Genomic DNA, 20,074 nt, shown 5'->3' with positions numbered 1-20,074 from the left:
CCTACCTAGCATTCAATAACTTCTCAAGCCGCTCGATCTTTTTCGTCAAATCTTCAATCTGCTCTTGCATTTTTTCTGTTTCTTGGTCTTTTTTATAGTCGTCTACTTGAGAAGTAAAATCATCTTGAACGTCTTGATTTAATTGAATAACTGCACCTATCGTAGATAAACCGTCGCCAACAGTGGCCAAAATTCCTCCGATAATCCCCAATATCGTACCTGTATTATTCGGAGGCTTGTATTGGAAGCCGTTTGAGGGATCGGGATCTGGAGGTGAAGTTACAGAATAATCTTGTGGCACAACAAACGGATCTCTGTTTTTTTTCATTTTCCAATCCCCCTACATCTCTAGCCTTCATATTCATCATGATATGCTAGTGAACAGTAAAAGGTAAACGCCCGTGCATAAAAATTGCATCGGGCGTTTTTTCTGGTATTCTACTTTCTTTTAGTATCTTGTAATTCGTTCACTGACTCGCTCACTAAGGATGTATCGGTACTGTGCGGTTCGAAAGAGTTTTGCCTCTAATGCATATTTGGATTGGGGTAATATTAAGTTTGCGGTGTTTTTAAAGTGGACACTGCACGTGTCAGAATCTATAGAATCTATACGTTGAACATGTGATTGGGATAACCAGATACACGTTTCATTCTTAGGAGATTCTACAGGAAAAAAGAAAATGCCAAGTTCGAGGTTAATCATGATTGGGGATAAACTCACATAGCCCATCGAGCGGCGAACGGCTTCTCTTCTGCCTTCGTAACTCGAACCGAAAAACAAACAGCTCTCATTGATAATCTTGATAGGACTTAGTGCAACTCTTTCGTTTTTCTCAGTTTCTAAGATTTCGGTTTGCACTTCCCCATATTCATTATAAAAAGGTAAAAGTGCCATCGTGCTCGTATTGATTTCGTAAGAACGAAGAAGTAATGTTTTTTCCATTAATACATCCTCCCTTTTCATCTATAAAATAATCCCCTGGCTCCTCCCTTTTCACAAAATACAGAAAGTAAAATACTTCCAATGGGTAAATTATACTAAGTATTCTGACAATAATCTATATTTTTTTACAAAAAATTTAACAATTTAAATAATTCACAAATTAAATCCTCGAAACAGGTTTGAAAGCTGGCGAAATGTGGAATATATAGCAAGTCGAAACGGACGATCGTTTCGATCTATTTTCCTACTAAATGATAAGAGGCTGATGAAAGATGGCGAAAGGTGATCTATTGATCATTGGTGGCAACGAAGATAAAAAAAACAAGAAAACAATCTTATCCAGATTCTCTGCTCTATGTAAAAATCGTCAAGGACCGATTGGAATCTTGACAACAGCATCCGGCTATCCGGAAGAAGTAGGCAGTGAATACTATCAACTGTTTCAAGCGTTGCATGGTACTACGCCACTGTTTTTCCATTTGGATTCCCGTGAGAAAGCGGAAGACCCTGCATTACCTGAACAGCTATCCTCCCTGTCAGGGCTGTTTATGACAGGCGGCGATCAATTAAGATTGACGAGCATCTTAGGCGGAACCACTTTTTATAAACACCTTTTTCAAGAATGGAAGGGCGGATTAACCATCGGCGGAACAAGTGCCGGTGCTGCTGTCATGAGCAGATTAATGATCATCTCCTCCAAATTGTTTGAAAAAGAAGATGTTTCTGTCCTTGAAATGGGTTCAGGCTTTGGTTTTTTAGAAGACGTTATTATTGACCAGCACTTTTCTCAGCGCGACCGTTTTAGCAGACTCATGCGAGCTATTGCGTTAAATCCCCAGATCATTGGCATTGGTATCGATGAAAACACGGCCATTTGGGTACATAATGGCGGCAATCAGTTTGAAGTGATCGGCGAATACAACGTGAGCATATTTGACGGCAAGACATCAACATATATAGACGTTGCTGAGAACAAAGGGAACATGACCATTTCCGATATCCGCTTCCATACACTTGGTGCGGGTGCTGTTTTCGATTTGCACAAACGAGAATTAATCAACACTTAAGGAGCGAGCGTCTTAATGAAAATCAATCGCGTTAATTACTTAACGGGCCCAAATCTATACAGCTTCAAACCAACAATTTGTATTGAACTTGATATTGAAGAATTTGAAGAAAAACCATCAAACCTGTTACCAGGTTTTACAGATATATTATTAAAAGTAATTCCTAGCCTGCAGACACATACGTGTTCAAGAGGCTATGCTGGCGGTTTTGTAGAACGTCTTCATGAAGGTACGTGGATCGGGCATATTTTAGAACATATCGCACTTGAAATTCAGCATCTTGCAGGCATTTCAGTTAAACGCGGCAAAACCATCACGAGTGAACGAAGAGGTATTTATTTTGTAACCTATGATTATGTGGAACCTAAATCAGGCTATTATGCATTTGAAGCGGCACTGGAGATCGTAACCGCTATCTTAGAAGGTAATGAAATCAGTGCAGAACCCTATATCAAGCACACTTCTGACCTATATCATCTTCATAAACTAGGTCCTAGTACGGAAGCGATCTATGAAGCAGCAAGAAAACGCAAGATTCCAGTAGAGCGTATTGGTACGAATAGCTATTTAAGACTTGGAACGGGTAAAAAGCAAAAATCGGTTCAAGCAACCATTTCTTCACAAACGTCATACTTGGCAGTTGAGAATTCATGCGATAAAGACATGACAAAGACTTTGGTGAAAAGTGCAGGTCTTCCCGTACCATCAGGTGAAGTTGTATCTAATGAGTATGAACTGCTTCAGTCTGCTGAAAGAATTGGTTATCCGCTTGTAATCAAACCGCTAAACGGCCGACAGGGACAAAACATTGTTACAAATATACAAAATGACACAGATTTAATTGCTGCATTTCGCTGTGTGTACAGTGAAGGCACATCATACGTTCTAGAGCGTTATTATGCAGGAAACGATTATCGACTATTTGTTGTAAACAACGAGCTCGTTGCAGCAAGTCTCCGTCTGCCTCCTTTCGTTATTGGCGATGGATATAAAACGATTGGTGACTTGATTGATGAAGAAAACCTGAATCCGCTGCGCGGTGAAGGGCATGAAAAAGCGATGAGCAAGATTCCGCTTGATGAACGTACAGTCGTCCACTTAGAAAAAAGCGGATACTCTCTTCAATCTGTCCCAAAAAAGGGAGAGTCTGTAGAAGTACTTGGTAATGCCAACCTGTCTACAGGGGGGTCAGCCATTGATGTTACAGATGAAGTTCACCCTGATTATTGTATGATGGCCATTAAAGCAGCAGCGGCTGTTGGATTGGATATTGCAGGCATCGACATCCTTTCAACAGACATCACCGTTCCTTTTGTAGAAGGTGATGCTGCAATCCTTGAAGTGAATGCTGCTCCTGGCATCCGTATGCACCTTTATCCCTCTCAAGGAAAGAGCCGGGACGCTGGCGGAGCTATCGTAGATTATCTGTTTTCTTCACGTGAAGAAGCAGCGATTCCCGTTGTTGCGGTAACGGGTACAAACGGAAAAACGACAACAACACGTCTCGTTTCACATCTTTTACAAAAAGAAAACGTGACAGTCGGGTTTACCTGTTCAGACGGTGTTTGGGTAGGTGATCAGCAGCTTGATTCTGGAGATTGCAGCGGACCAAGAAGTGCTCGTAAAGTGTTGTCTCATCCTTCTGTTGATGTAGCCGTGCTGGAAACCGCCCGTGGCGGCATGCTTCGTGAAGGACTTGCTTTCCGTTATTGCAACGTTGGAATTGTAACGAATGTCAGTGAAGACCACCTCGGGTTGAATGGTGTTGAAACATTAGACACATTAAAAAGACTGAAGCAGACTGTAGCTGAAGTGGTACTTCCTGAAGGCACATGTGTCTTAAATGCTGATGATCCTCGATGTGTAGATATGGCGAACCACACAAATGGTGAAGTGATTTTCTTCTCTTTGTCTGTGATGAACCCTGTTATTCAGGATCAATTAAGTAAAGGCATGAAGGTTTGGTATCTAGAAGACGATTGGGTTATGTTTAGTGAAAAAGGAAAAGCAGAAAGATTTCTACCTGTCTCCCATATCCCAATCACGATTAATGGTGCTGCCCGGCACAACATCGCAAACGTTCTAGGCGCACTTGCTGCTGCTCATTCACTAGGAAGACCATTGTCAGAGTTAAGAAGCAAAGTGATTACGTTCCTATCGACTGAAAATCAAAATCGGGGACGTTTTAACGTGGTTAACATTCATGACCGCACCATTGTCATTGACTATGCGCATAATCCTGCTGGTCTTAAAGCTTTGTTTGAAACCGTTGGCCACCTAAAAAGTGGTCGTGTGATTACCGTTGGATCGGCAGCAGGCGACAGACAAGACCATACAATACAAGAAATGGGCCGCATTTTCGGCACGCACTCAGATATCTTCATCATTAAGGAAGACGTGAATTTAAGAGGACGCATACCAGGAGAAACCGTTCATCTTCTATATAAAGGTGTAAAGGAGGCAGATGGCATAACTTCTGTCTCTGTCTACCCGAAAGAAGCAGAAGCGATGATTCAGGCGTGGGAATGTTCAGAGCCTGGCGACACACTCGTCTTTTTGTATGATGAATACACATCCATACAAGGGATTCTTCAAAAAATAAGAAACTCCAAAGCAGTCGGTGTACTGCAGAAGGCAGAATAAAGAAAAGGTGCGGCTTCCTCTTTACGGGAGCTGCACCTTTTTCGTTTATTCCGTAGATTCTAATTCTTGTTCATGTATCAAACTGATGCGGTCGTAGTTTCCTCCACTGGAAAATCCTCCACCGCCAATAGAGCGTTTTGAGTAGATGTCTTCTTCATTTACTTTTTGAAACACTGGCTGCCAAGCAAAGGTAAATTGCTGATTAGGATCCATTTGCCAAAACATGTTATTCATGCCATCAGTTTTTTGTACGCTGTTTGCAAAACGGATGATTGAAACCCAATCACTTGGAAGTTTCTCAAGTCCGTATGACGTGTGTGATGGGTTTACTTTTTTCATTAACTGTACTTTCGGATAATAATACTCTATTCCCTGCGTAACTTCATATCCTCGATTACGCAGCAAATAAAACTAAGCAGACTGAAATTTATCTTCCGGATGAAAATTCCAAACTATTTTATAAGATGACGGCTCATCACTATCAATCTTCCATAGGATAGGATGGCCAACTGCATTCACAGCTTCTAGCTCCCAATTGCGTTTCTTCCAAACAAAGAAACTCGTACCATAATCATTATTTTTAGAGATATATGGAACAAATAGATGGCGTTTATCTACTAAAATGGTTTCTTGAATCTTAGCAACCTCTGCTTCTTCATACGCTTGATTAATTCGCGTCATCATTTCCCCGTGACTTGGAATTGTTTTTGGATCGGAGTTATAATACCAATACAGAAATCCACCAATCATTATTATCATCATTGTGATTAGCAGCATAATAACTGTCTTTTTGTTCATCCCCTTATTCCAGCCCCTCTACAAAGGAAACGTCTGAGCGAAAATAGTACTGTTTTTTCTGTGTAGTCAGCAGAAGCCCTTTTCCATCTTGTTCAACAAAAAGAGTAGTGTTCAAGCCGCTTCCCCACTTCGGTTCAGTCCCTGTGATTTGATACGGAAACTTTTCCTTTCGCTCTTCCTGTGGCACATCAATATTTACAATCTCGTTGTACCATCCCATACTGTTGATTGGTTTAGCATTCATTTTGGATAACTGTTCTACAAAAACTTCTTTATTTAGTGTGCTTTCTTTTGCCCCAGTGTGTAGAGGAAAAAGACGTGCTTGATCGGTTTTTGCAATAAAGGTTGATAGTTCCTGTTCGGGATACAGTGCATGATGTAAGGGGATAGCAGCAAAAGTGGCTGCAAGAAAAATAAAGTTAGCAAAGAAACCGAGCCACGCAAAACGGCGGTAAATTATCCACTTCTCCACTTTATTGCGGAAGATAAAATACAGTATCCACACACCTAATGGCAAAATCGGAATTTTTACAAAGGTATTAAAAAGTGGAAGATCAATTGAAAAACTAAATAAGCCAAGAAACAAAATGAGCAGGATTTTCCAGATCGCTGGCTTTACTTCTCGTTTTTTATAAATACGGAATGTCAGGATTCCGATAATGAGATGAGATATGCAATGCTGTCCATTAAAACAGCTGGAAAATGATTGATAAAATTAAATGTGATGATGATCAGCACTCCCTTTTCATAAAACCGCTTATATACCAAACTATGTATTAAATTCAATATAATAACAATTATGACATACGTTGATTTCTAGAGCTATCCTCAATTAGAAAAAGCTCAAAAGGCATGTGCGCCAGTTGAGCTTTTCATCCTTATTTAAGGGTTTTTACTATAATTGCTTGTGACGCACTTTTAATGAGACAACCTTCTAAATCTTCTTCTGTTAATAACCCCAGCGTGATGGCGGACTTTACCTTTTCCTCATCCGGTTTTGGAACGTGGTGAATGAGGTCGGTCATGTTCAGTTCGGTGAGCCGATGCACTGTCTTTTCTTCGTTTAATTTTTCAGATTTCCGAATCTGCCTCTGCAGCTTATAGTTGTTAACAGCGATTTCCCCTTTTTGATTCGGCCCCACTAAGTTATCAAAATAAATGTGAAAGACTTTCTTCAGTTCATCCAGTTCCTTTTCCAGCTCTTTTTTCTTTTCGTTGAGTGTGTTGTATTTGATGATCAAATCTTCTGAAATGGTGTAGTTTTGAGTCGTCACAGCTCGTCCCCCCGTTACCGATAGATAATTCATCTTATGGCGGGAGTAAGTTGATTATGCCATAATAAAAACCACCTTTTCATGTGAAAAGACGGTTTGCTTTCATCGCATTTTGGGGGCGATATCTATTTTGTTTCATTTTCGCTCTCAGGCTTATTTTTCCCTTTGCTTACATAAGGTTTCGGACCCTTTTTCTTGCTGCTCGCTTTCCAACGGTTCCAGCCTTTTTTCCCCGTACCCTGGCCAACCCCGCTTTTCTTGCCTTTTGCTTTACTCATCTTATCACTCCATGAAAGTCAGTAGTTTGAATTATACTACATTAATGGCGGGGAGGGTAGCTTGAGTGTGGATATAAGCAGCTAATCCGAATTCCGTGATTAGGCAGGCTTTTTCCGTGATTGACCCCAATTTTTCCGTGATAATCCCTATTTTTTCCGTGATGAGCATCATTTTTTCCGTGATTATAAGATTGCGCACCAGTAAAGCCCCTCAAAATAACCCTTATTTTGCTCCATTCTAGTATTTTGAAGTCTCTCATTTAGAAGATATGATTAATGAAAAAAAGGAGATTGTTTTAAGATGAAAAAACAACTTAATCCACCTTTATTTTTTCAAAAACTTGAAACTTTGTTGAGAAGGCTCCCAAACCAACATGTTAAAAGAGCAACAATTGAAAATCAACTGGGCAAGTTCAGGTCAGGTATGATGGGCGAACAATCGTTAAATTACTTTTACAGATATTTGCCTAATAATGAGATCATTTTCTTACATAATATCCGAATATTGCACATGGATTACTACTTTCAAATTGATACACTAATCATGACAACGAAATTCTTTATAATACTCGAAATAAAAAACTACACTGGACATTTATACTTTGATGATAAGTTTGGTCAACTAATAAGATCCACACCTGATAAAAAAGATTTCTTCGAAGATCCCATCCAACAAGTAAAAAGACAAAAATATCACCTTAATCAAATTTTAATTAAATATAACTTTCCTCAAATCCCCATTGAGCCTCTTGTTGTTATAAGCAATAAGAATTCACATGTAGATTGTTCAACAGATTATAAAGAAGCATTAACTCTACTAATAAAAAGTCATAAATTACACCACAAGTTTAATGAATTTACTAGAAAACATAACAAAGTCTTGCTAACTATAAAAGAAATGAAAAAAATACATAAACAATTAAACAAACTAAACGTACCGTATGATACAGATATATTAAATCACTTTGAGATCAAAAGAGGTGAGATAATCGTAGGAGTGTTATGTTTGGATTGTAATAATAAGATGGAGCGAAAAAGAGCAGGATGGATATGTATTAAATGCTCTAATTATTCAAGGGATGCTCATGTAGCAGCGTTGAAAGATTACGGACTGCTTATCTCTAATCAAATCACGAATAAGCAATGTAAAGAGTATTTAAATTTATCTTCAAGTGATCAAGCTTACTACCTGCTCACATCTCTAAACCTCCCATACACTGGAACATCGCGCAGGACAAGAACCTATCACCTAGACTCCCTCATCACTTAATCTGCTTCTTTAGCTTTTCAGCATCTTCCCTACTCAGCTTCCCGTACCTATGGTTAGTAGCATCCACAAACTCCGCTGAACGATCATCATGAAACCAAATTTTATATTTTTCCAATCGCTCAGGCATGTTCGGATCATACAGATAGAACAGGGTTAATGTCATATCTTCTTTTCTCGACATTTCCACTTTTGCGTTTTCCCACTTTACTTTTTCAAATAGCGCACCTATCCCTTTCACCTGATCCTCATCCGCTATAATCCCATCATCGTCCGTTTGCATATCACTTAGTTGATAATCAACGCGGACCAGCTTTTCATCCTCATTACATCCAGCTAAACTCATCATCACAAAAAAGACCAAGACCAGCCATTTTTTCATCAGTCCGCTGGATTAACGATCGCCATCTGTTGGTGATCTTCCCATTTCCCGTTGATTTTCACGTTTTTGCGAGCTAGTCCCTCTTTCTCAAATCCAGCTTTCTCCAAAACGCGAATGGATCCGATGTTGTGAGGCATAACACCTGCCTCAACTCGGTGAAGCTTCAGTTCATCAAACGCATACTTCACGATGAGTCGAACCGCTTCTGTCGTGTAGCCTTTTCCATTATGTTTCTCATCCAAAAAGTAACCAAGCCAGGCACTTTGGATTGAACCACGCATCACTGCAAACAGATTAACCGTTCCAATGAGTTCATCGTCGCCTGTTGTAAAAATACCAAAATAGTAATCTAAATCTTGTTTTGCATTCTCCACCAGCATCTGAAGACGCTTTTGCTGGTTTTCCAATGTATAAAAATCATCATTGCGTTCCATTGCAAACTGACTAAAAAACTCTCTGTTTTCCAATTGAAGATTAACCATTGCCTCAGCATCATCAACGGTCAGCAGCCTGATATAAATATTCTGGCTAGATAAATTCGCATTCGCTTCGATACTTTGATTCATACTCTATTCACTCCATTTCTTATGTATAGGTTCATCGACTTTTTTACTTTTTTGTTAGCTTCACACTTTAATTCCTCATGCCTATTAGATTTCCTTCATACATTGGTTATCCATTCCAAACTTCCAGCAGCAGACCTGCCAATTAAAAGATGCATGATTATTTTCTGGCTCAACCTCATTTTTTCGTTGAGGTATCTTTTTCGTTCCCACGTTTAAAATTCCCGGTTACTTTTGCCAAAATCAGTTGAACGTCTTTCTCAGTTGAAGCTTGGTCAATTCGATTCATTATTTTCTCCGCTTCTTTCCCTTTTAACACCATGACCTGCTTACCTTGATACTCAATAAAAACGGAGTTATTTTTCGTTATGCGATATGTAAAAACTTCCTCTTCCAGCCGTTTACGTTTATCAGTATTCCCCATCAAGCCACCCCTTTTTAAATTCACACCTAACAATTACACATTTTATTTGAAAAATCCTTTTATGTTCGGGAGGAAAAATCGATTATATAAAGAATTTAATCCTTTAATAATTAATTAAGAAAAATACTATTTTCTACAAAAAATGTTAAAATGCTTTATTACCGACGTTATTAGTATTGCCCCCTGCCAATGCATGGATTAACGTAGTATGTTATAATTAATATATTAAAATAACTTAGGGCTCTCGACTTTTCTTAGTCACCCTCCGTTTATGGAAGGGAGTGCAAGAAATGGAGAAAATCAGTGTATTTATGGATGATTACCGTAGCCCGCCTGAAGGTTACGTTTACGTCGAAACGATAGATGAATGTATGGCACTGTTAAGGAATCACGACATCGAACATTTATCGCTCGATCACGACCTGGTCAGCAATACCAGGAATGGTCTCATGCTCGTTCAGATGATGGTCGATGAACAACTTTTTGCCAATCGCATTACGATTCACTCTGCCAATTCAGTAGGCGGTAAAAACATGTACAACTGTCTTAAACAAGCCCAAAAAGACCTCATTATGCCCCAAGCTATCATTGTTTCCTTACGCCCATTGCCACTCAAGTATATTCCGCCACGAGTACTTCAACACTATCTAGATATCAAATAGATCCCAGCATTTGTTTTACAGGAGGGAGCAGCTTTACACATCACTCGGCATACTGGCTGTTTCCTCTATTTCAACAGACCAAGCGATGATTGTTGTGCTGTCTCTTACACTGTTTTCTTTTACTTCATACAAAAGCTTTCGTACCCCTTCTTTAATCCCATTTTCAAAAAGTACGGTCTGTATAGTCTCCGGATCCTCAAAAGGAACATTAGGGCATTCTGTTAAACCGTCGGTTGTCATGAAGATACGGTTCTCCCCTTGCCTCATCTCTTTTTTACCCGTTCTATAACAAGGAACCGGTAGTTCAAACGTGTTCACTTCACCGACCCATTCGTAAAAACTTCTCTGCACAAGCTGCCTTTCTCCAAGTGCAATCAATTCAGGATGAAATAAATGGACAATGCAATCTCCAACGGAAAACCACCACAAATATTTATCTTTTCTTACCACAATAAGACAAGCTGTTTCACCAGTAGTTTTGCGGCATGCCTCCATAAACTTGGGTTCTTGAAAAATGTCGAGTACGAGGCTGTCCATCTTTTTTAGCGCTGGCCCTGCGGATCCTTTGAGAGCACTCGTAATGTCGTTCTTCATTTTTACAAAGTGACCAACAACTAGCTCAACACTTTGTGCAGTCTTATGACCATCGAGAATCATAGTGAATTCCCAGTTTTCGTCTTCATTCGTCCAAACCAAGCATCCGTCTTCGTTCTTGTACGAACCTGCAGCAGAGTTACCGCCAAACCTTCCAATTGTAACTCTACCAACCTGCACCACATCTAATTAATCAACAAAGTTCTTTTCACTGCCAATCCACTTAAGTTCATGATGAAACATACGAATCTTCCTCCAAGAACCTCTTAACCTGTTCGCACACTTTCACGATCTCTTCGTTCATCCCAAACGGAGCATTTGGCCAGTCGTATACTTCGTTCGGTCCCCAATATTCCGCAGGTGTTTTCGGATAACGCGGCACAATATGCATGTGCAGATGAGGAACTGAATTCCCTGAAACTAGCGCATAAATGTGTTCCGCACCCTGTGTTTCCTTAACCGCTTTACTCACCCTCGCCATGATCTGGCCGAATGCACCCGCCTCATCAGGAGTCATGTCCCCAAGTGATGCTGCGTGACGCTTCAGATCGATCATGATATGTCCCAAGTAAGATGGTCCACCACCTCTATCAATATGACCTACATAGACGAAATCATTTTCATAAATCTTGATCCCAGCAGTATCAATGCTCCCTTGATGCTTATTGCAAATAAAACAATCCTCACTCATGCGTCATCTCTCCTCTAAAATAATTAAAAGCCCATCATCTCATAAAGAGACGATAGGCTGATCCTAACGTGGTACCACTCTTCTTGGTTTGCTTGCACACGAAAAAGCAAACCTTCTTAAGACCTAATCACGGAGGTGATCCGTCCAGACTTCATTCTCAGCCTGGCCACTCCTAGGCGAGTTCAGGATTTCCATTGACTGCTTTTCACCAATTCAGCAGCTCTCTGAACAACAGACTCTTCCTTACTGCTCCTAATCAAAGCGTTTATCCTATGTATGGAAAACTTTTACTTATCATAGGGGTTTTAGAAAATTCTGTCAAGTTTTTTTGTAACTTGTTGTCTACAAAACTCAAGCTCTCCTAACCAGCACTTTTCTATATTTGCTATGATTATCGGTTTCACCCAAATATTCAAAACCATTATCTTGATAAAATCGGTTGAGCTTTACATTATCAGCTACACAATCTAATTTAATATACTTCTTTTCTTTCCCCATATTTTCTTGGATCCAATGCAGGATTTCCTTTCCGATTCCCTGATTCATATACTCCGGCACAACTGCTAACCGATGTAAATACATGGAATCAGAAAATGCATCCTTCCCGAAAATGTGCTGATCCCATTCACTTTGCTCGGGTGATAGAGTAAAAGTGGCGATTAGAGTATCGTCCTTTAATACTTTGTATGTATGATCGTGCTGAATGGCATATATAATTTCTTCATCATCACCGCCAACAAGCAGATAACTCCACTGATTGATTTTGTGATCCTTCAGCCATTGAGCTATTTCTTTTAAAAGGCTTATGATTACTTCATGATCATCGTGAGAAACTTTTTGCACAACTATTTGTTTCAAATGATTCACTATAACACCCCTTATTTAAGTCTTTATCAACTAACTTCTTTATCCGCCTAATACATTCCTTCTTAGATAATCTGTCCATTACAAAAGCAGCAACCCTAAAAAGTTGCTGCTCACTTTAGATTTCCACCTAAGATATTCCTATTCTACCCTTTAAAAATGACATCTTCTTTCATAGTAAAGTGAAAAAGAAGGAGTATTCACTACTCCTTCTCCCCTCCTAGCTCATATCCTAAATCCACAAAAGATCGATTCATTCGCCATACATAATAGAGGTGATGGACCAAATCACGATGTGACTGTTTTCGGCTCGGTGCAAGCCTTTCAATCTTTTCACGCTCTTCTTCCAATGAATGAAGGACTCCTTCTGCTTCGTTTCCTTTTACGAGTTCAGTTAAATAATCAATATTTTCTTTAAGCTTTTTCTCAATCTGTATAAATACCTCAACAAGCTCTTCAGGATAATCAAATCCCTTTCGATAAGCTGAAGCAACGAGATGCCTTGCATAATAGTTGATTGCGGCAAGCATCGTCATCCATCTAACCATATCCGAATAGATGGGTGAGCCTCGACGCTGCAGGAATGATTGTGCTTCGTCTCTTATTACCTGAAGCTTTTGATCCAGCTGAAACGCACTTTCTGAAAGATTCTTCACGTTCACATCTTCTCTAAAACTTCTTACATACTCGGTCACAAAAGGGGACAGTTCACCTAAAAAATCACCGATAGATTCAGCCACTTTATCCTTTGTTTTCTTTGGAAAAATAATATAAGATACACCTAGCGCAATGACTGCACCTGCAATCGTATCAAGGACACGTGCTCCAATGAGTGTAAGTGTAATGCCACCTAATAAAAGGTCATACATAAAAGCGATCAGCATGGTGATGAACACACTCATCAACGTATATGAAACGGTAAACAAATAAAAAGCCAAAAAGACGACCACAAAAAGAAAGACAATCTCCAATACCGTATGACCCGAAAGGAGTTTGGCAAGAGCAAAGCCCAACACTGCCCCAATGATCGTACCTAAAGAACGCTGGTAACCTTTTGTATAGATTCGGCCGATTGATTCCGTCCCAAGCAGCACGACAAACGCCGTAAGAAGAACCCAGTACGGCTGTGTTGGCGAAATGATCAAGCCAACGATGATTGAAATAATACCTGCGACCAACGCTTGATACGCTTTTTTGGTGGACGGTTTTAAGGAATTATCCTTCTCTGAAGCTGAATCCTCATCTTCTTCATTCTCTTCAACTACATCATCTGCCCTATTTAGCGTTTGATGAGAGTGAAGAGATTGCTGAATGCTGACAGCTCCCTCAATAACATGATTCGCAATGGATTCAATTCGGCGGATGAGATAGATCCATCCTTTTGGCGGCTCTTCCCGTTCGAACAGCTCCATGATCAATAGTCGCAGTTGCTGAACCGCTTTTTCGGCAGGTTGTAAATTTTGTTCTTTTACATTTGGAGCGAGTACTTCCGCATCCCGAACCGCCTCAGTTACTGAAATCAGCAGCTGTTTAATTTTTTCAACTTCTAGTGCCTCTGCTTTTTTAAGTCCTCGTACAGAATCAATCAGAGTTTCAATCAGCATGCCTGTGTCAAAAACATACAGCCTCAGCTGGTTCGGCAGCAATCCTGGCCACATCTTTTGAACATCATCTGCATTAATGTAACCCGATACAATGAGTGCATATTCTCTTAATTTTAAGACATTCTTCTCTAACTCCTTCTTACGCAAAGGGTCCGTTTTTTTATCTTTCATCGCTTCAATTAAGAGGTTAAGTGTTAAATTGCTCTGAATATGAAAGGATCTGATGCTGCTTCTGAGGTTTTTTGCCGTGTCTTGAAACAAAAAGAAATTAAAGATAAAGGCATAGATCACGCCACACCAAACTCCTAAATAAAACCAAGGCAGCTGTTCACTTAATAATTTTAAAACAGAAGAAAAATAAACGGTCAGAAAGAAAATCATGAAAAGGGAAAAATAACGTGTACCAAATCTCGAAAAGTAAAAGCTGCTAAAAACACTGAAAATCAATACCAAATCAATATAATAAGCATGTCCCGCAACGATCGATCCGATTGTGATTCCGAGCATGGCTGATATTCCAAGCAAGATTGTCGTAACCTTCATTTGTTTTTTCGTATCATCCATCACAACCATAATACCCATTAACCCGAGCATTCCTGAGACAATTGCAGGGGTAATACCGCCTGGATGGCCAGTATAACGTATTAACAAAAGTGTTGAAAAAATGGAAAAAATTAAACTTGCCGTTGCCCGACCCGCTTTTTGCAGCCGGACATATCCAGGGTCAGAAGCCATTAACCTCGCTAGCCATTGATGTTTTCTATGTAGTTGCCGCACTGTCTCCCCCCTTAAAAACTATAATTTTCAATGATAGCATGTGTCATGCCGTATACAAAGCGAACAGCTTACTTTTAAGGCAGATCCTTCAAGCTACAGTATTTCCGAAATCTTATACTTTTCTTCATTTCTGTTGAACAGTCTCTCCCGCCTTTCACTGGGAATGAAACGTAAGAATGCGGTTGACCACCTGCCCGCCGAAAGCGAGCAACTAAAACGGAAATTAACCACTTGCAAAAGCAAAAAAGTTTGCAAGAAGAACCTTTAAAAAAGATCATATACAAAAAAGACCTGATCCAACTCAGGTCCTTCGTGTTAATAAAGCCTATTCTTATACCCTTCCTCAAGATCAGCGACAATTCTTTCTTCTGTCATCTCCGGCATGTTAACGTGTGCAGCTAAAATCTTTGCAGCACTAGGCAACTCTTCTTTCCTGTTCCAGCTCTCTGGCTCCCATAGACCTGAGCGTTTAAACGCTTTGCCACAATGCATGTAACATTGATTCACTTTTACGAGGATGCCAAGCTGCGGTGACTTTCCGTTGACTGCCATCTTCATTAAAATATCTTCATCTTTTATTATGGCTGCTTCCCCATTGATCCGCATCGTTTCACCCATGCCAGGAATGATAAACAATAATCCGATATTAGGATTAGAAAGAATGTTGAACATAGAATCAACCCTTTTATTACCCGGACGATCTGGAATGATAAGGTGCTGATCATCTAGAACATAAACAAATCCAGGGGCATCTCCTCTAGGGGAACTGTCACAGTTTCCATCAGCATCTGATGTTGATAGGACTAGAAAAGGAGATTTTGAAATAAAGTCTTTGCAATGCTCATCAATCGTAGCGATTACTTTGTTTTGCCCTCTAAGACTAGGACTTCCAAGCATTTCTCGTAGCTCTTCATGACTTCTTACATAGCTCATCGTTCTTTTCACAAACTTCATCCCCTTATTTGCGTAACGCATCCCCAGCTCGGTGTGCTTCTTCTTTTTTAACAAAAATATCGTACTGCGTGTTATCGACGATCGATCTTTCTCTAGCTCCCATTCCTTGCATCGGTACTTTCACCTTATACGGGACGTCTGCGCTATTTAATTTGGATATAATGTTAAAATAGTTTTCCTGTCCGAATGCTGTGTAAATAAGCTTCAATTTTCGATAACGATATCTCTGAATCAATGAACCTATTATGATTCCGCCTAACACGATTGCAACGAATAGCCATCCTATTGTTGGCATCTGACACAGCACCTTTCTTTTTAAGAGATGAGTGACTTGAATCTTCTAACGAAGAACCACTTCTATCCACTCGATAAGAGACCCACCAGTGACCATCTTCAATATTTGTTCTCGTTTCTTTAAATCTTTCTTTCTAATACATTTTCTTGCATGTAACTGTTACCCATCCCTTTTAGATTTCCATTTTTCATTTCTAATCCAATCATAGTCTGATGGAAAAATTTAGTCAACGCATGAAAATACCCCCATAAATGAGCGTTTCATTATAAATAGTGTATAGAGTACATAAAAAAGAAATGACAGAAGAACGAACTTTGTAAGGGGGCAAAACATGGAGCCGTATGTAAAAGATGCTCTGCTGGAATGGAAAGATGAGATTGAGCAACAAAAGAAAGAGATAGACGAAGAGTATGATAAAGTAAAAACCGAACTTCAACTCTATTCGTATAAATTTGGTATTACCAAACAAGTCATTCAATCTACTATTAATGAAGAAATGATTAAGAATATCAAGAAAACCTATCAGCAGCCGTTTGAAGAAAAGTACAACGAACTGAAACAACAGCTGAAGAAGCTGGAAGAAAAACGAAGTGTCTTTAACATGTTTGTTGAAAAGATTGAGATCGCTTCTGTAAAAGAACCGAATTCGTAATGAGAAAAGCTTGGAGTTGGAATTCCAAGCTTTTTTCTTTTACTTACTGTTTCGTCTCCTGTGTGAAATTGTCAAAAATCGGATAAATCAATTTATGTACGTAATTATGGGAGTTATACACGTAATTATTTAGTATTACCTCGTAATTATTATGAATTACCTCGTAAAAAAATAAAGTGTATCCTCTAAACGTACAACTAATGACATTTTACACTCCAGAAGGACAGTCTATTATCCTTTTATGACACACCAACAAAAAAGAGGAATGAACTCAACGTTATTGAGTCATCCCTACTCCTTTTACTTCGCTATTGGTGCAGCAACTTCATTCTTCCCTACTTTTTCTGAAACCCGCTCTCTCACGAACAACCCTGTATACATGAAAAACGCACCGATCATAATCACAACTCCCATATACACTGACATCATCACAGGAACCAAGAAAGCTCCGAGAATAATGGTTGATCGCGCCAGCATATCTGCTCCGCTGAAAGAAACGTTGGCAAATGCGGAATACGAACCACGCTTATCACTTGGAATCATGTTCGCCTTCTCAGCTTCTTTTATTGGTGAATAAATCAACTCACCCATCGTCGCGATAATGTTGAATAGAAGCAAGATGTACCACGTATTTGCAGAAGTGACCGTCACATAACCGATCCCATATAAAAGGAGTCCGATCAGCAACGCATTTCTTTTGTCTAACTTGTCCGTTATTCTGTTGATCAAAAACGTGAAACATACAACCATAAGCATGTTTTGGATGTTCAGCATACTCAGCATACGTACACCGCTGATTTCAAAGTTTCCGATATAAAAAGAATCGAACGTTTCAGCCAGTCTGATTCCAATGTAACTGTTCAGCGTAAATTCGGCTGAAAAGATAAATGTTCCACCGATTACGACTTTTACAAAAGCAGAATCTTGTAATGCCACTTTGTAGTTTTGAAATAAATCCATAAACACATTGGCGTGCTTTTTTTCTAAAAATCCGCTGAACTCGTCACGCAGCCAGATTCCATACGCGATCGGAATACTAATCGATGTCACAGTCAACAAGATAAATAACTCTTTCTGATGACTCACATAAAGCAAACCGCCAAGTGCTGCACCAATTGCCATGGAGAGGTTAACCATCCAATAATCGAGCGTATATACTTCTTTTCTGTTTTCAGGCGTTGTGGAATCCATAATAATCGCGTGCATCGCTGGTCTGCCAAGGCTGCTTGTTACGATAAACCCAATATAAGCAGCAGCAAAAAGCATGATCCATTTCTGATCCGGAAACAAACTAATAGTCATGAGCAAGAACATGACGGCATTTAAACAAGATGTTGTCATTAACACTTTCTTCCGGGGAAAACGGTCAGATATGTAGCCGCCGATTAAATTCACTATAAACCCAATGACAACCGTTAAGATCAAGAACGTCCCTGCCCAGACTTTATTCTTTTCTTGTGCGAAAAATAGTGCCATAAACGGCATAACAGCCGATGAAACGGCCCGGTTAAAGAACGATGTAATCAACCGTACTTTAATGTTTTGGGGGTAATTTTTCCATCCCATATTGTCCCCTCCTTCTGTGTATTGTAATATTAAACTAGACTTACGAATCTAAAAATAGACATTTAAATAAAGAGTGTCTACTTTTATAAATTAGGGGAGCTCAATGGATAATAAACTGCTTATTCTTTGGAGGTATTTTTCATCTGGAAGCATTCGAACAGAAGAGATTGCCGAAGCGCTTCAGATCAGTCAGAAACAAACGACCCGCTACCTAAAAAAGTGGGCAGATGAAGGCTGGCTGTCATTCACTTCTGGGCGTGGAAGAGGAAACGTTTCGAAGCTTAAATGGCTGAAAGATGTAGAAGACATTTTTGAAGAGAACGTATTAAGATTAATAGATTCAGAACCTGTAGAGAAAAGCAGTAAATATTTAATGTTCGATTGGTCGACTGACACAAAAATGCGGTTGATGAACAAGTTCCATGCGCATTTCGGCTTTGTTCAAAAGACACAGGACAAGCTTGTTGTGCCTAAGCGTTTTCCCTTTCGAACGATCCATCCATTAGAAGCGGCAGATGCGCACAGCGCTCATATGGTAGCAAACGTATTTAACCGCCTTGTCTTCCTTACAGATCAAGGAGAGATTCTGCCTGAACTCGCACACAGCTGGGATGTTTCTTCTACAAAACTGCGGCTTTATTTAAGAAAAGACGTTCACTTTCATGATGGATCTGTTCTAACAGCTGATGATGTGGTGAATTGTTTAGAAAAGCTACGGATGCATGAGGAAAACAAAGAATTATGGTCACCCGTTGAAAAGGTCTTTGCTAAATCATCGCTCGTTGTGGATATTCTCTATCCAGGAGGCTGCAGTTACATTCTACAGTTGTTAAGCACGATGACCGCGAGCATCTACAAAGAAAACAAAGGTCGGATTTACGGGACGGGGAGCTTCATTTTAGAAGAAAACACCGATCAAAAGACTACGTTAACTGCTTTTACCGAACACTTTCAAGAACGTCCCTTGTTAGATGCTGTAGAGTTTGTTCTCGTTCCAAGAGAATTTCCAATCGTCTATCATTCAACACTCGAAACTGAGAATTCAGATACATTTCAGGTTGAAAGTGACTCTGGTTTCGGCGTGCTTATCATGAACGCGTATCGTGAAGGATCACAGATTGCCAGGAAAGAAATTCGGCAATACATTCATCAATTGGTTAACTTGAACCGACATAAAATTCAAGTGTATGATCCACGGGCAACACCAAACGATAACAGCTGTCTCATTGGACAGAACCAACGTATTACGATGACAGAGATTGAGCGTCCTGTGTTTACAGAACCACTTATTGTAAGAGTCGCTGATCACACGGAAAAGACAACCCGTTGGTTAATCAATATGCTCGAGCAAGACAACATACCCTTTGAAATAAAGAGGATGTCGTTTGAAGAAACGATTTTTAACCGAGAGCAAAGTCAAGACGTTGATCTTTTTATTCATGGTGAGATCTTCGAGTTGAACCAAGATCTTTCATTTTATTTCTTTTTAACAAACGGCTTTGCCCCATTGCCCATCATCTTAGACAAGAATCAAAAATGGCGCGAACGCATCAGTCAATATATTCATACACCATTTGAAGAATGGACTGTGTTAAACGTTGCATTCGAAAAGGAACTGATTCAAGAAGCCATCATGATTCCATTGTATTATGAAAAACGTTACATCCCCTTTTCAACGGAGCTTATGAACGTGAACATCAAGCACTTTGGTTATGTGGATTTTTCAAAATTGTGGGTTCGGCCGGTGATAGAAGAATGAGCATAGAAAAAAGGATC

23 protein-coding genes and 1 other annotated feature are annotated in these 20,074 nt (G+C 39.6%); of the genes, 6 read left to right on the top strand and 17 right to left on the bottom strand.

Annotation, left to right across the window (positions count from 1 at the left end):
• Position 1: 1 nt before the first annotated feature.
• Positions 2-328 (bottom strand): hypothetical protein, encoded by a 327-nt coding sequence (locus AWM68_RS03145; RefSeq protein ID WP_066236749.1) that lies wholly within the window; start codon positions 326-328, stop codon positions 2-4.
• A gap of 120 nt (positions 329-448) precedes the next feature.
• Positions 449-943 carry a competence protein ComK gene (locus AWM68_RS03140; protein WP_066236746.1) on the bottom strand — a complete coding sequence of 165 codons (495 nt, stop codon included), beginning with the start codon at positions 941-943 and terminating at the stop codon, positions 449-451.
• Between the two features lie 272 nt (positions 944-1,215).
• On the opposite strand from AWM68_RS03140, the gene AWM68_RS03135 reads away from it, so the two are divergent.
• Both AWM68_RS03135 and cphA read left to right on the top strand, forming a co-directional pair.
• Entirely contained in the window at positions 1,216-2,010 is a 795-nt protein-coding gene (locus tag AWM68_RS03135; RefSeq protein WP_066236745.1) for a cyanophycinase, read from the top strand.
• A 15-nt stretch (positions 2,011-2,025) separates the two neighbouring features.
• Positions 2,026-4,653 carry a cyanophycin synthetase gene (gene cphA / locus AWM68_RS03130; RefSeq protein ID WP_066236742.1) on the top strand — a complete coding sequence of 876 codons (2,628 nt, stop codon included), beginning with the start codon at positions 2,026-2,028 and terminating at the stop codon, positions 4,651-4,653.
• A gap of 45 nt (positions 4,654-4,698) precedes the next feature.
• Here the strand turns inward: cphA and AWM68_RS03125 are convergent, their stop codons facing one another.
• From AWM68_RS03125 to AWM68_RS20950, 5 genes are all read right to left on the bottom strand, one after another.
• Positions 4,699-4,992, bottom strand: a complete 294-nt coding sequence (locus AWM68_RS03125; protein WP_156488283.1) for a hypothetical protein — start codon at positions 4,990-4,992, stop codon at positions 4,699-4,701.
• A 72-nt stretch (positions 4,993-5,064) separates the two neighbouring features.
• A complete protein-coding gene (locus AWM68_RS03120; protein WP_066236738.1) occupies positions 5,065-5,451 on the bottom strand; it encodes a hypothetical protein in 387 nt (128 codons plus the stop codon).
• 4 nt (positions 5,452-5,455) lie between these two features.
• Positions 5,456-6,037, bottom strand: coding sequence for a hypothetical protein (locus tag AWM68_RS03115; protein WP_082820536.1), 582 nt, complete (start codon positions 6,035-6,037; stop codon positions 5,456-5,458).
• A gap of 292 nt (positions 6,038-6,329) precedes the next feature.
• Positions 6,330-6,725 carry a hypothetical protein gene (locus AWM68_RS03110; RefSeq protein ID WP_231868356.1) on the bottom strand — a complete coding sequence of 132 codons (396 nt, stop codon included), beginning with the start codon at positions 6,723-6,725 and terminating at the stop codon, positions 6,330-6,332.
• Between the two features lie 125 nt (positions 6,726-6,850).
• Entirely contained in the window at positions 6,851-7,003 is a 153-nt protein-coding gene (locus tag AWM68_RS20950; protein WP_082820535.1) for a DUF3934 domain-containing protein, read from the bottom strand.
• Positions 7,004-7,304: 301 nt separating this feature from the next.
• Between AWM68_RS20950 and AWM68_RS03105 the strand changes: the two genes are divergently transcribed.
• A complete protein-coding gene (locus AWM68_RS03105) occupies positions 7,305-8,273 on the top strand; it encodes a nuclease-related domain-containing protein (protein WP_066236731.1) in 969 nt (322 codons plus the stop codon).
• Here AWM68_RS03105 and AWM68_RS03100 read toward each other — a convergent pair.
• The 3 genes from AWM68_RS03100 to AWM68_RS03090 form a co-directional block, all read right to left on the bottom strand.
• Positions 8,266-8,652: a hypothetical protein gene (locus tag AWM68_RS03100; RefSeq protein ID WP_066236728.1), complete on the bottom strand. Its 387-nt coding sequence runs from the start codon at positions 8,650-8,652 to the stop codon at positions 8,266-8,268. The two genes, AWM68_RS03105 and AWM68_RS03100, sit on opposite strands and share 8 nt — an antisense overlap.
• On the bottom strand, positions 8,652-9,218 hold the full coding sequence (locus tag AWM68_RS03095) for a GNAT family N-acetyltransferase (protein ID WP_066236725.1): 567 nt from the start codon (positions 9,216-9,218) through the stop codon (positions 8,652-8,654). Before AWM68_RS03095 ends, AWM68_RS03100 begins: the two co-directional genes overlap by 1 nt.
• Before the next feature lie 175 nt (positions 9,219-9,393).
• Entirely contained in the window at positions 9,394-9,639 is a 246-nt protein-coding gene (locus AWM68_RS03090) for a hypothetical protein (RefSeq protein ID WP_066236723.1), read from the bottom strand.
• Positions 9,640-9,929: 290 nt separating this feature from the next.
• Between AWM68_RS03090 and AWM68_RS03085 the strand changes: the two genes are divergently transcribed.
• Positions 9,930-10,301 (top strand): cyclic-phosphate processing receiver domain-containing protein, encoded by a 372-nt coding sequence (locus AWM68_RS03085; RefSeq protein ID WP_066236721.1) that lies wholly within the window; start codon positions 9,930-9,932, stop codon positions 10,299-10,301.
• Positions 10,302-10,334: 33 nt separating this feature from the next.
• Here the strand turns inward: AWM68_RS03085 and AWM68_RS03080 are convergent, their stop codons facing one another.
• The 6 genes from AWM68_RS03080 to AWM68_RS03055 all read right to left on the bottom strand — a co-directional run bounded on the left by AWM68_RS03080 (position 10,335) and on the right by AWM68_RS03055 (position 16,080).
• Entirely contained in the window at positions 10,335-11,078 is a 744-nt protein-coding gene (locus AWM68_RS03080; protein ID WP_231868355.1) for a protein phosphatase 2C domain-containing protein, read from the bottom strand.
• Between the two features lie 46 nt (positions 11,079-11,124).
• Entirely contained in the window at positions 11,125-11,586 is a 462-nt protein-coding gene (locus tag AWM68_RS03075; RefSeq protein WP_066236718.1) for an HIT family protein, read from the bottom strand.
• 42 nt (positions 11,587-11,628) lie between these two features.
• Positions 11,629-11,855 (bottom strand) — a binding site (T-box leader).
• An 82-nt stretch (positions 11,856-11,937) separates the two neighbouring features.
• Positions 11,938-12,453 carry a GNAT family N-acetyltransferase gene (locus tag AWM68_RS03070; RefSeq protein WP_231868354.1) on the bottom strand — a complete coding sequence of 172 codons (516 nt, stop codon included), beginning with the start codon at positions 12,451-12,453 and terminating at the stop codon, positions 11,938-11,940.
• A gap of 200 nt (positions 12,454-12,653) precedes the next feature.
• Entirely contained in the window at positions 12,654-14,831 is a 2,178-nt protein-coding gene (locus tag AWM68_RS03065; RefSeq protein WP_066236715.1) for an FUSC family protein, read from the bottom strand.
• A 315-nt stretch (positions 14,832-15,146) separates the two neighbouring features.
• On the bottom strand, positions 15,147-15,806 hold the full coding sequence (locus tag AWM68_RS03060; RefSeq protein WP_066236713.1) for a pyridoxamine 5'-phosphate oxidase family protein: 660 nt from the start codon (positions 15,804-15,806) through the stop codon (positions 15,147-15,149).
• Complete coding sequence (locus AWM68_RS03055; protein WP_066236711.1) at positions 15,790-16,080, bottom strand: hypothetical protein; 291 nt, start codon at positions 16,078-16,080, stop codon at positions 15,790-15,792. The genes AWM68_RS03060 and AWM68_RS03055 overlap by 17 nt, the downstream gene beginning before the upstream one ends.
• A gap of 331 nt (positions 16,081-16,411) precedes the next feature.
• Here AWM68_RS03055 and AWM68_RS03050 point away from each other — a divergent pair, with 331 nt between their 5' ends.
• A complete protein-coding gene (locus AWM68_RS03050) occupies positions 16,412-16,732 on the top strand; it encodes a hypothetical protein (RefSeq protein ID WP_066236709.1) in 321 nt (106 codons plus the stop codon).
• A 300-nt stretch (positions 16,733-17,032) separates the two neighbouring features.
• Here AWM68_RS03050 and AWM68_RS03045 read toward each other — a convergent pair whose 3' ends face one another.
• Positions 17,033-18,298: an MDR family MFS transporter gene (locus AWM68_RS03045; protein WP_066236707.1), complete on the bottom strand. Its 1,266-nt coding sequence runs from the start codon at positions 18,296-18,298 to the stop codon at positions 17,033-17,035.
• 103 nt (positions 18,299-18,401) lie between these two features.
• On the opposite strand from AWM68_RS03045, the gene AWM68_RS03040 reads away from it, so the two are divergent.
• Positions 18,402-20,057, top strand: a complete 1,656-nt coding sequence (locus tag AWM68_RS03040; protein ID WP_066236706.1) for an ABC transporter substrate-binding protein — start codon at positions 18,402-18,404, stop codon at positions 20,055-20,057.
• The last annotated feature ends 17 nt before the right edge of the window (positions 20,058-20,074 follow it).

This window comes from Fictibacillus phosphorivorans, from assembly GCF_001619875.1.
GTDB lineage: Bacteria > Bacillota > Bacilli > Bacillales > Fictibacillaceae > Fictibacillus > Fictibacillus phosphorivorans_B.
Note: the sequence above shows the minus strand (reverse complement) of the source record. Positions and strands in the feature narration are given on the sequence as shown.

Bases quoted from the DNA above. Each gene is read 5' to 3' on its own strand.
- AWM68_RS03140 (WP_066236746.1), bottom strand. From the start codon at position 943: ATGGAAAAAACATTACTTCTTCGTTCTTACGAAATCAATACGAGCACG.
- AWM68_RS03045 (WP_066236707.1), bottom strand. From the start codon at position 18,298: ATGGGATGGAAAAATTACCCCCAAAACATTAAAGTACGGTTGATTACA.
- AWM68_RS03100 (WP_066236728.1), bottom strand. From the start codon at position 8,652: ATGAAAAAATGGCTGGTCTTGGTCTTTTTTGTGATGATGAGTTTAGCT.
- AWM68_RS03145 (WP_066236749.1), bottom strand. From the start codon at position 328: ATGAAAAAAAACAGAGATCCGTTTGTTGTGCCACAAGATTATTCTGTA.
- AWM68_RS03090 (WP_066236723.1), bottom strand. From the start codon at position 9,639: ATGGGGAATACTGATAAACGTAAACGGCTGGAAGAGGAAGTTTTTACA.
- AWM68_RS03085 (WP_066236721.1), top strand. From the start codon at position 9,930: ATGGAGAAAATCAGTGTATTTATGGATGATTACCGTAGCCCGCCTGAA.
- AWM68_RS20950 (WP_082820535.1), bottom strand. From the start codon at position 7,003: ATGAGTAAAGCAAAAGGCAAGAAAAGCGGGGTTGGCCAGGGTACGGGG.
- AWM68_RS03095 (WP_066236725.1), bottom strand. From the start codon at position 9,218: ATGAATCAAAGTATCGAAGCGAATGCGAATTTATCTAGCCAGAATATT.
- AWM68_RS03075 (WP_066236718.1), bottom strand. From the start codon at position 11,586: ATGAGTGAGGATTGTTTTATTTGCAATAAGCATCAAGGGAGCATTGAT.
- AWM68_RS03105 (WP_066236731.1), top strand. From the start codon at position 7,305: ATGAAAAAACAACTTAATCCACCTTTATTTTTTCAAAAACTTGAAACT.
- AWM68_RS03040 (WP_066236706.1), top strand. From the start codon at position 18,402: ATGGATAATAAACTGCTTATTCTTTGGAGGTATTTTTCATCTGGAAGC.
- AWM68_RS03135 (WP_066236745.1), top strand. From the start codon at position 1,216: ATGGCGAAAGGTGATCTATTGATCATTGGTGGCAACGAAGATAAAAAA.
- AWM68_RS03055 (WP_066236711.1), bottom strand. From the start codon at position 16,080: ATGCCAACAATAGGATGGCTATTCGTTGCAATCGTGTTAGGCGGAATC.
- AWM68_RS03050 (WP_066236709.1), top strand. From the start codon at position 16,412: ATGGAGCCGTATGTAAAAGATGCTCTGCTGGAATGGAAAGATGAGATT.
- cphA (WP_066236742.1), top strand. From the start codon at position 2,026: ATGAAAATCAATCGCGTTAATTACTTAACGGGCCCAAATCTATACAGC.
- AWM68_RS03120 (WP_066236738.1), bottom strand. From the start codon at position 5,451: ATGAACAAAAAGACAGTTATTATGCTGCTAATCACAATGATGATAATA.
- AWM68_RS03060 (WP_066236713.1), bottom strand. From the start codon at position 15,806: ATGCGTTACGCAAATAAGGGGATGAAGTTTGTGAAAAGAACGATGAGC.
- AWM68_RS03125 (WP_156488283.1), bottom strand. From the start codon at position 4,992: ATGAAAAAAGTAAACCCATCACACACGTCATACGGACTTGAGAAACTT.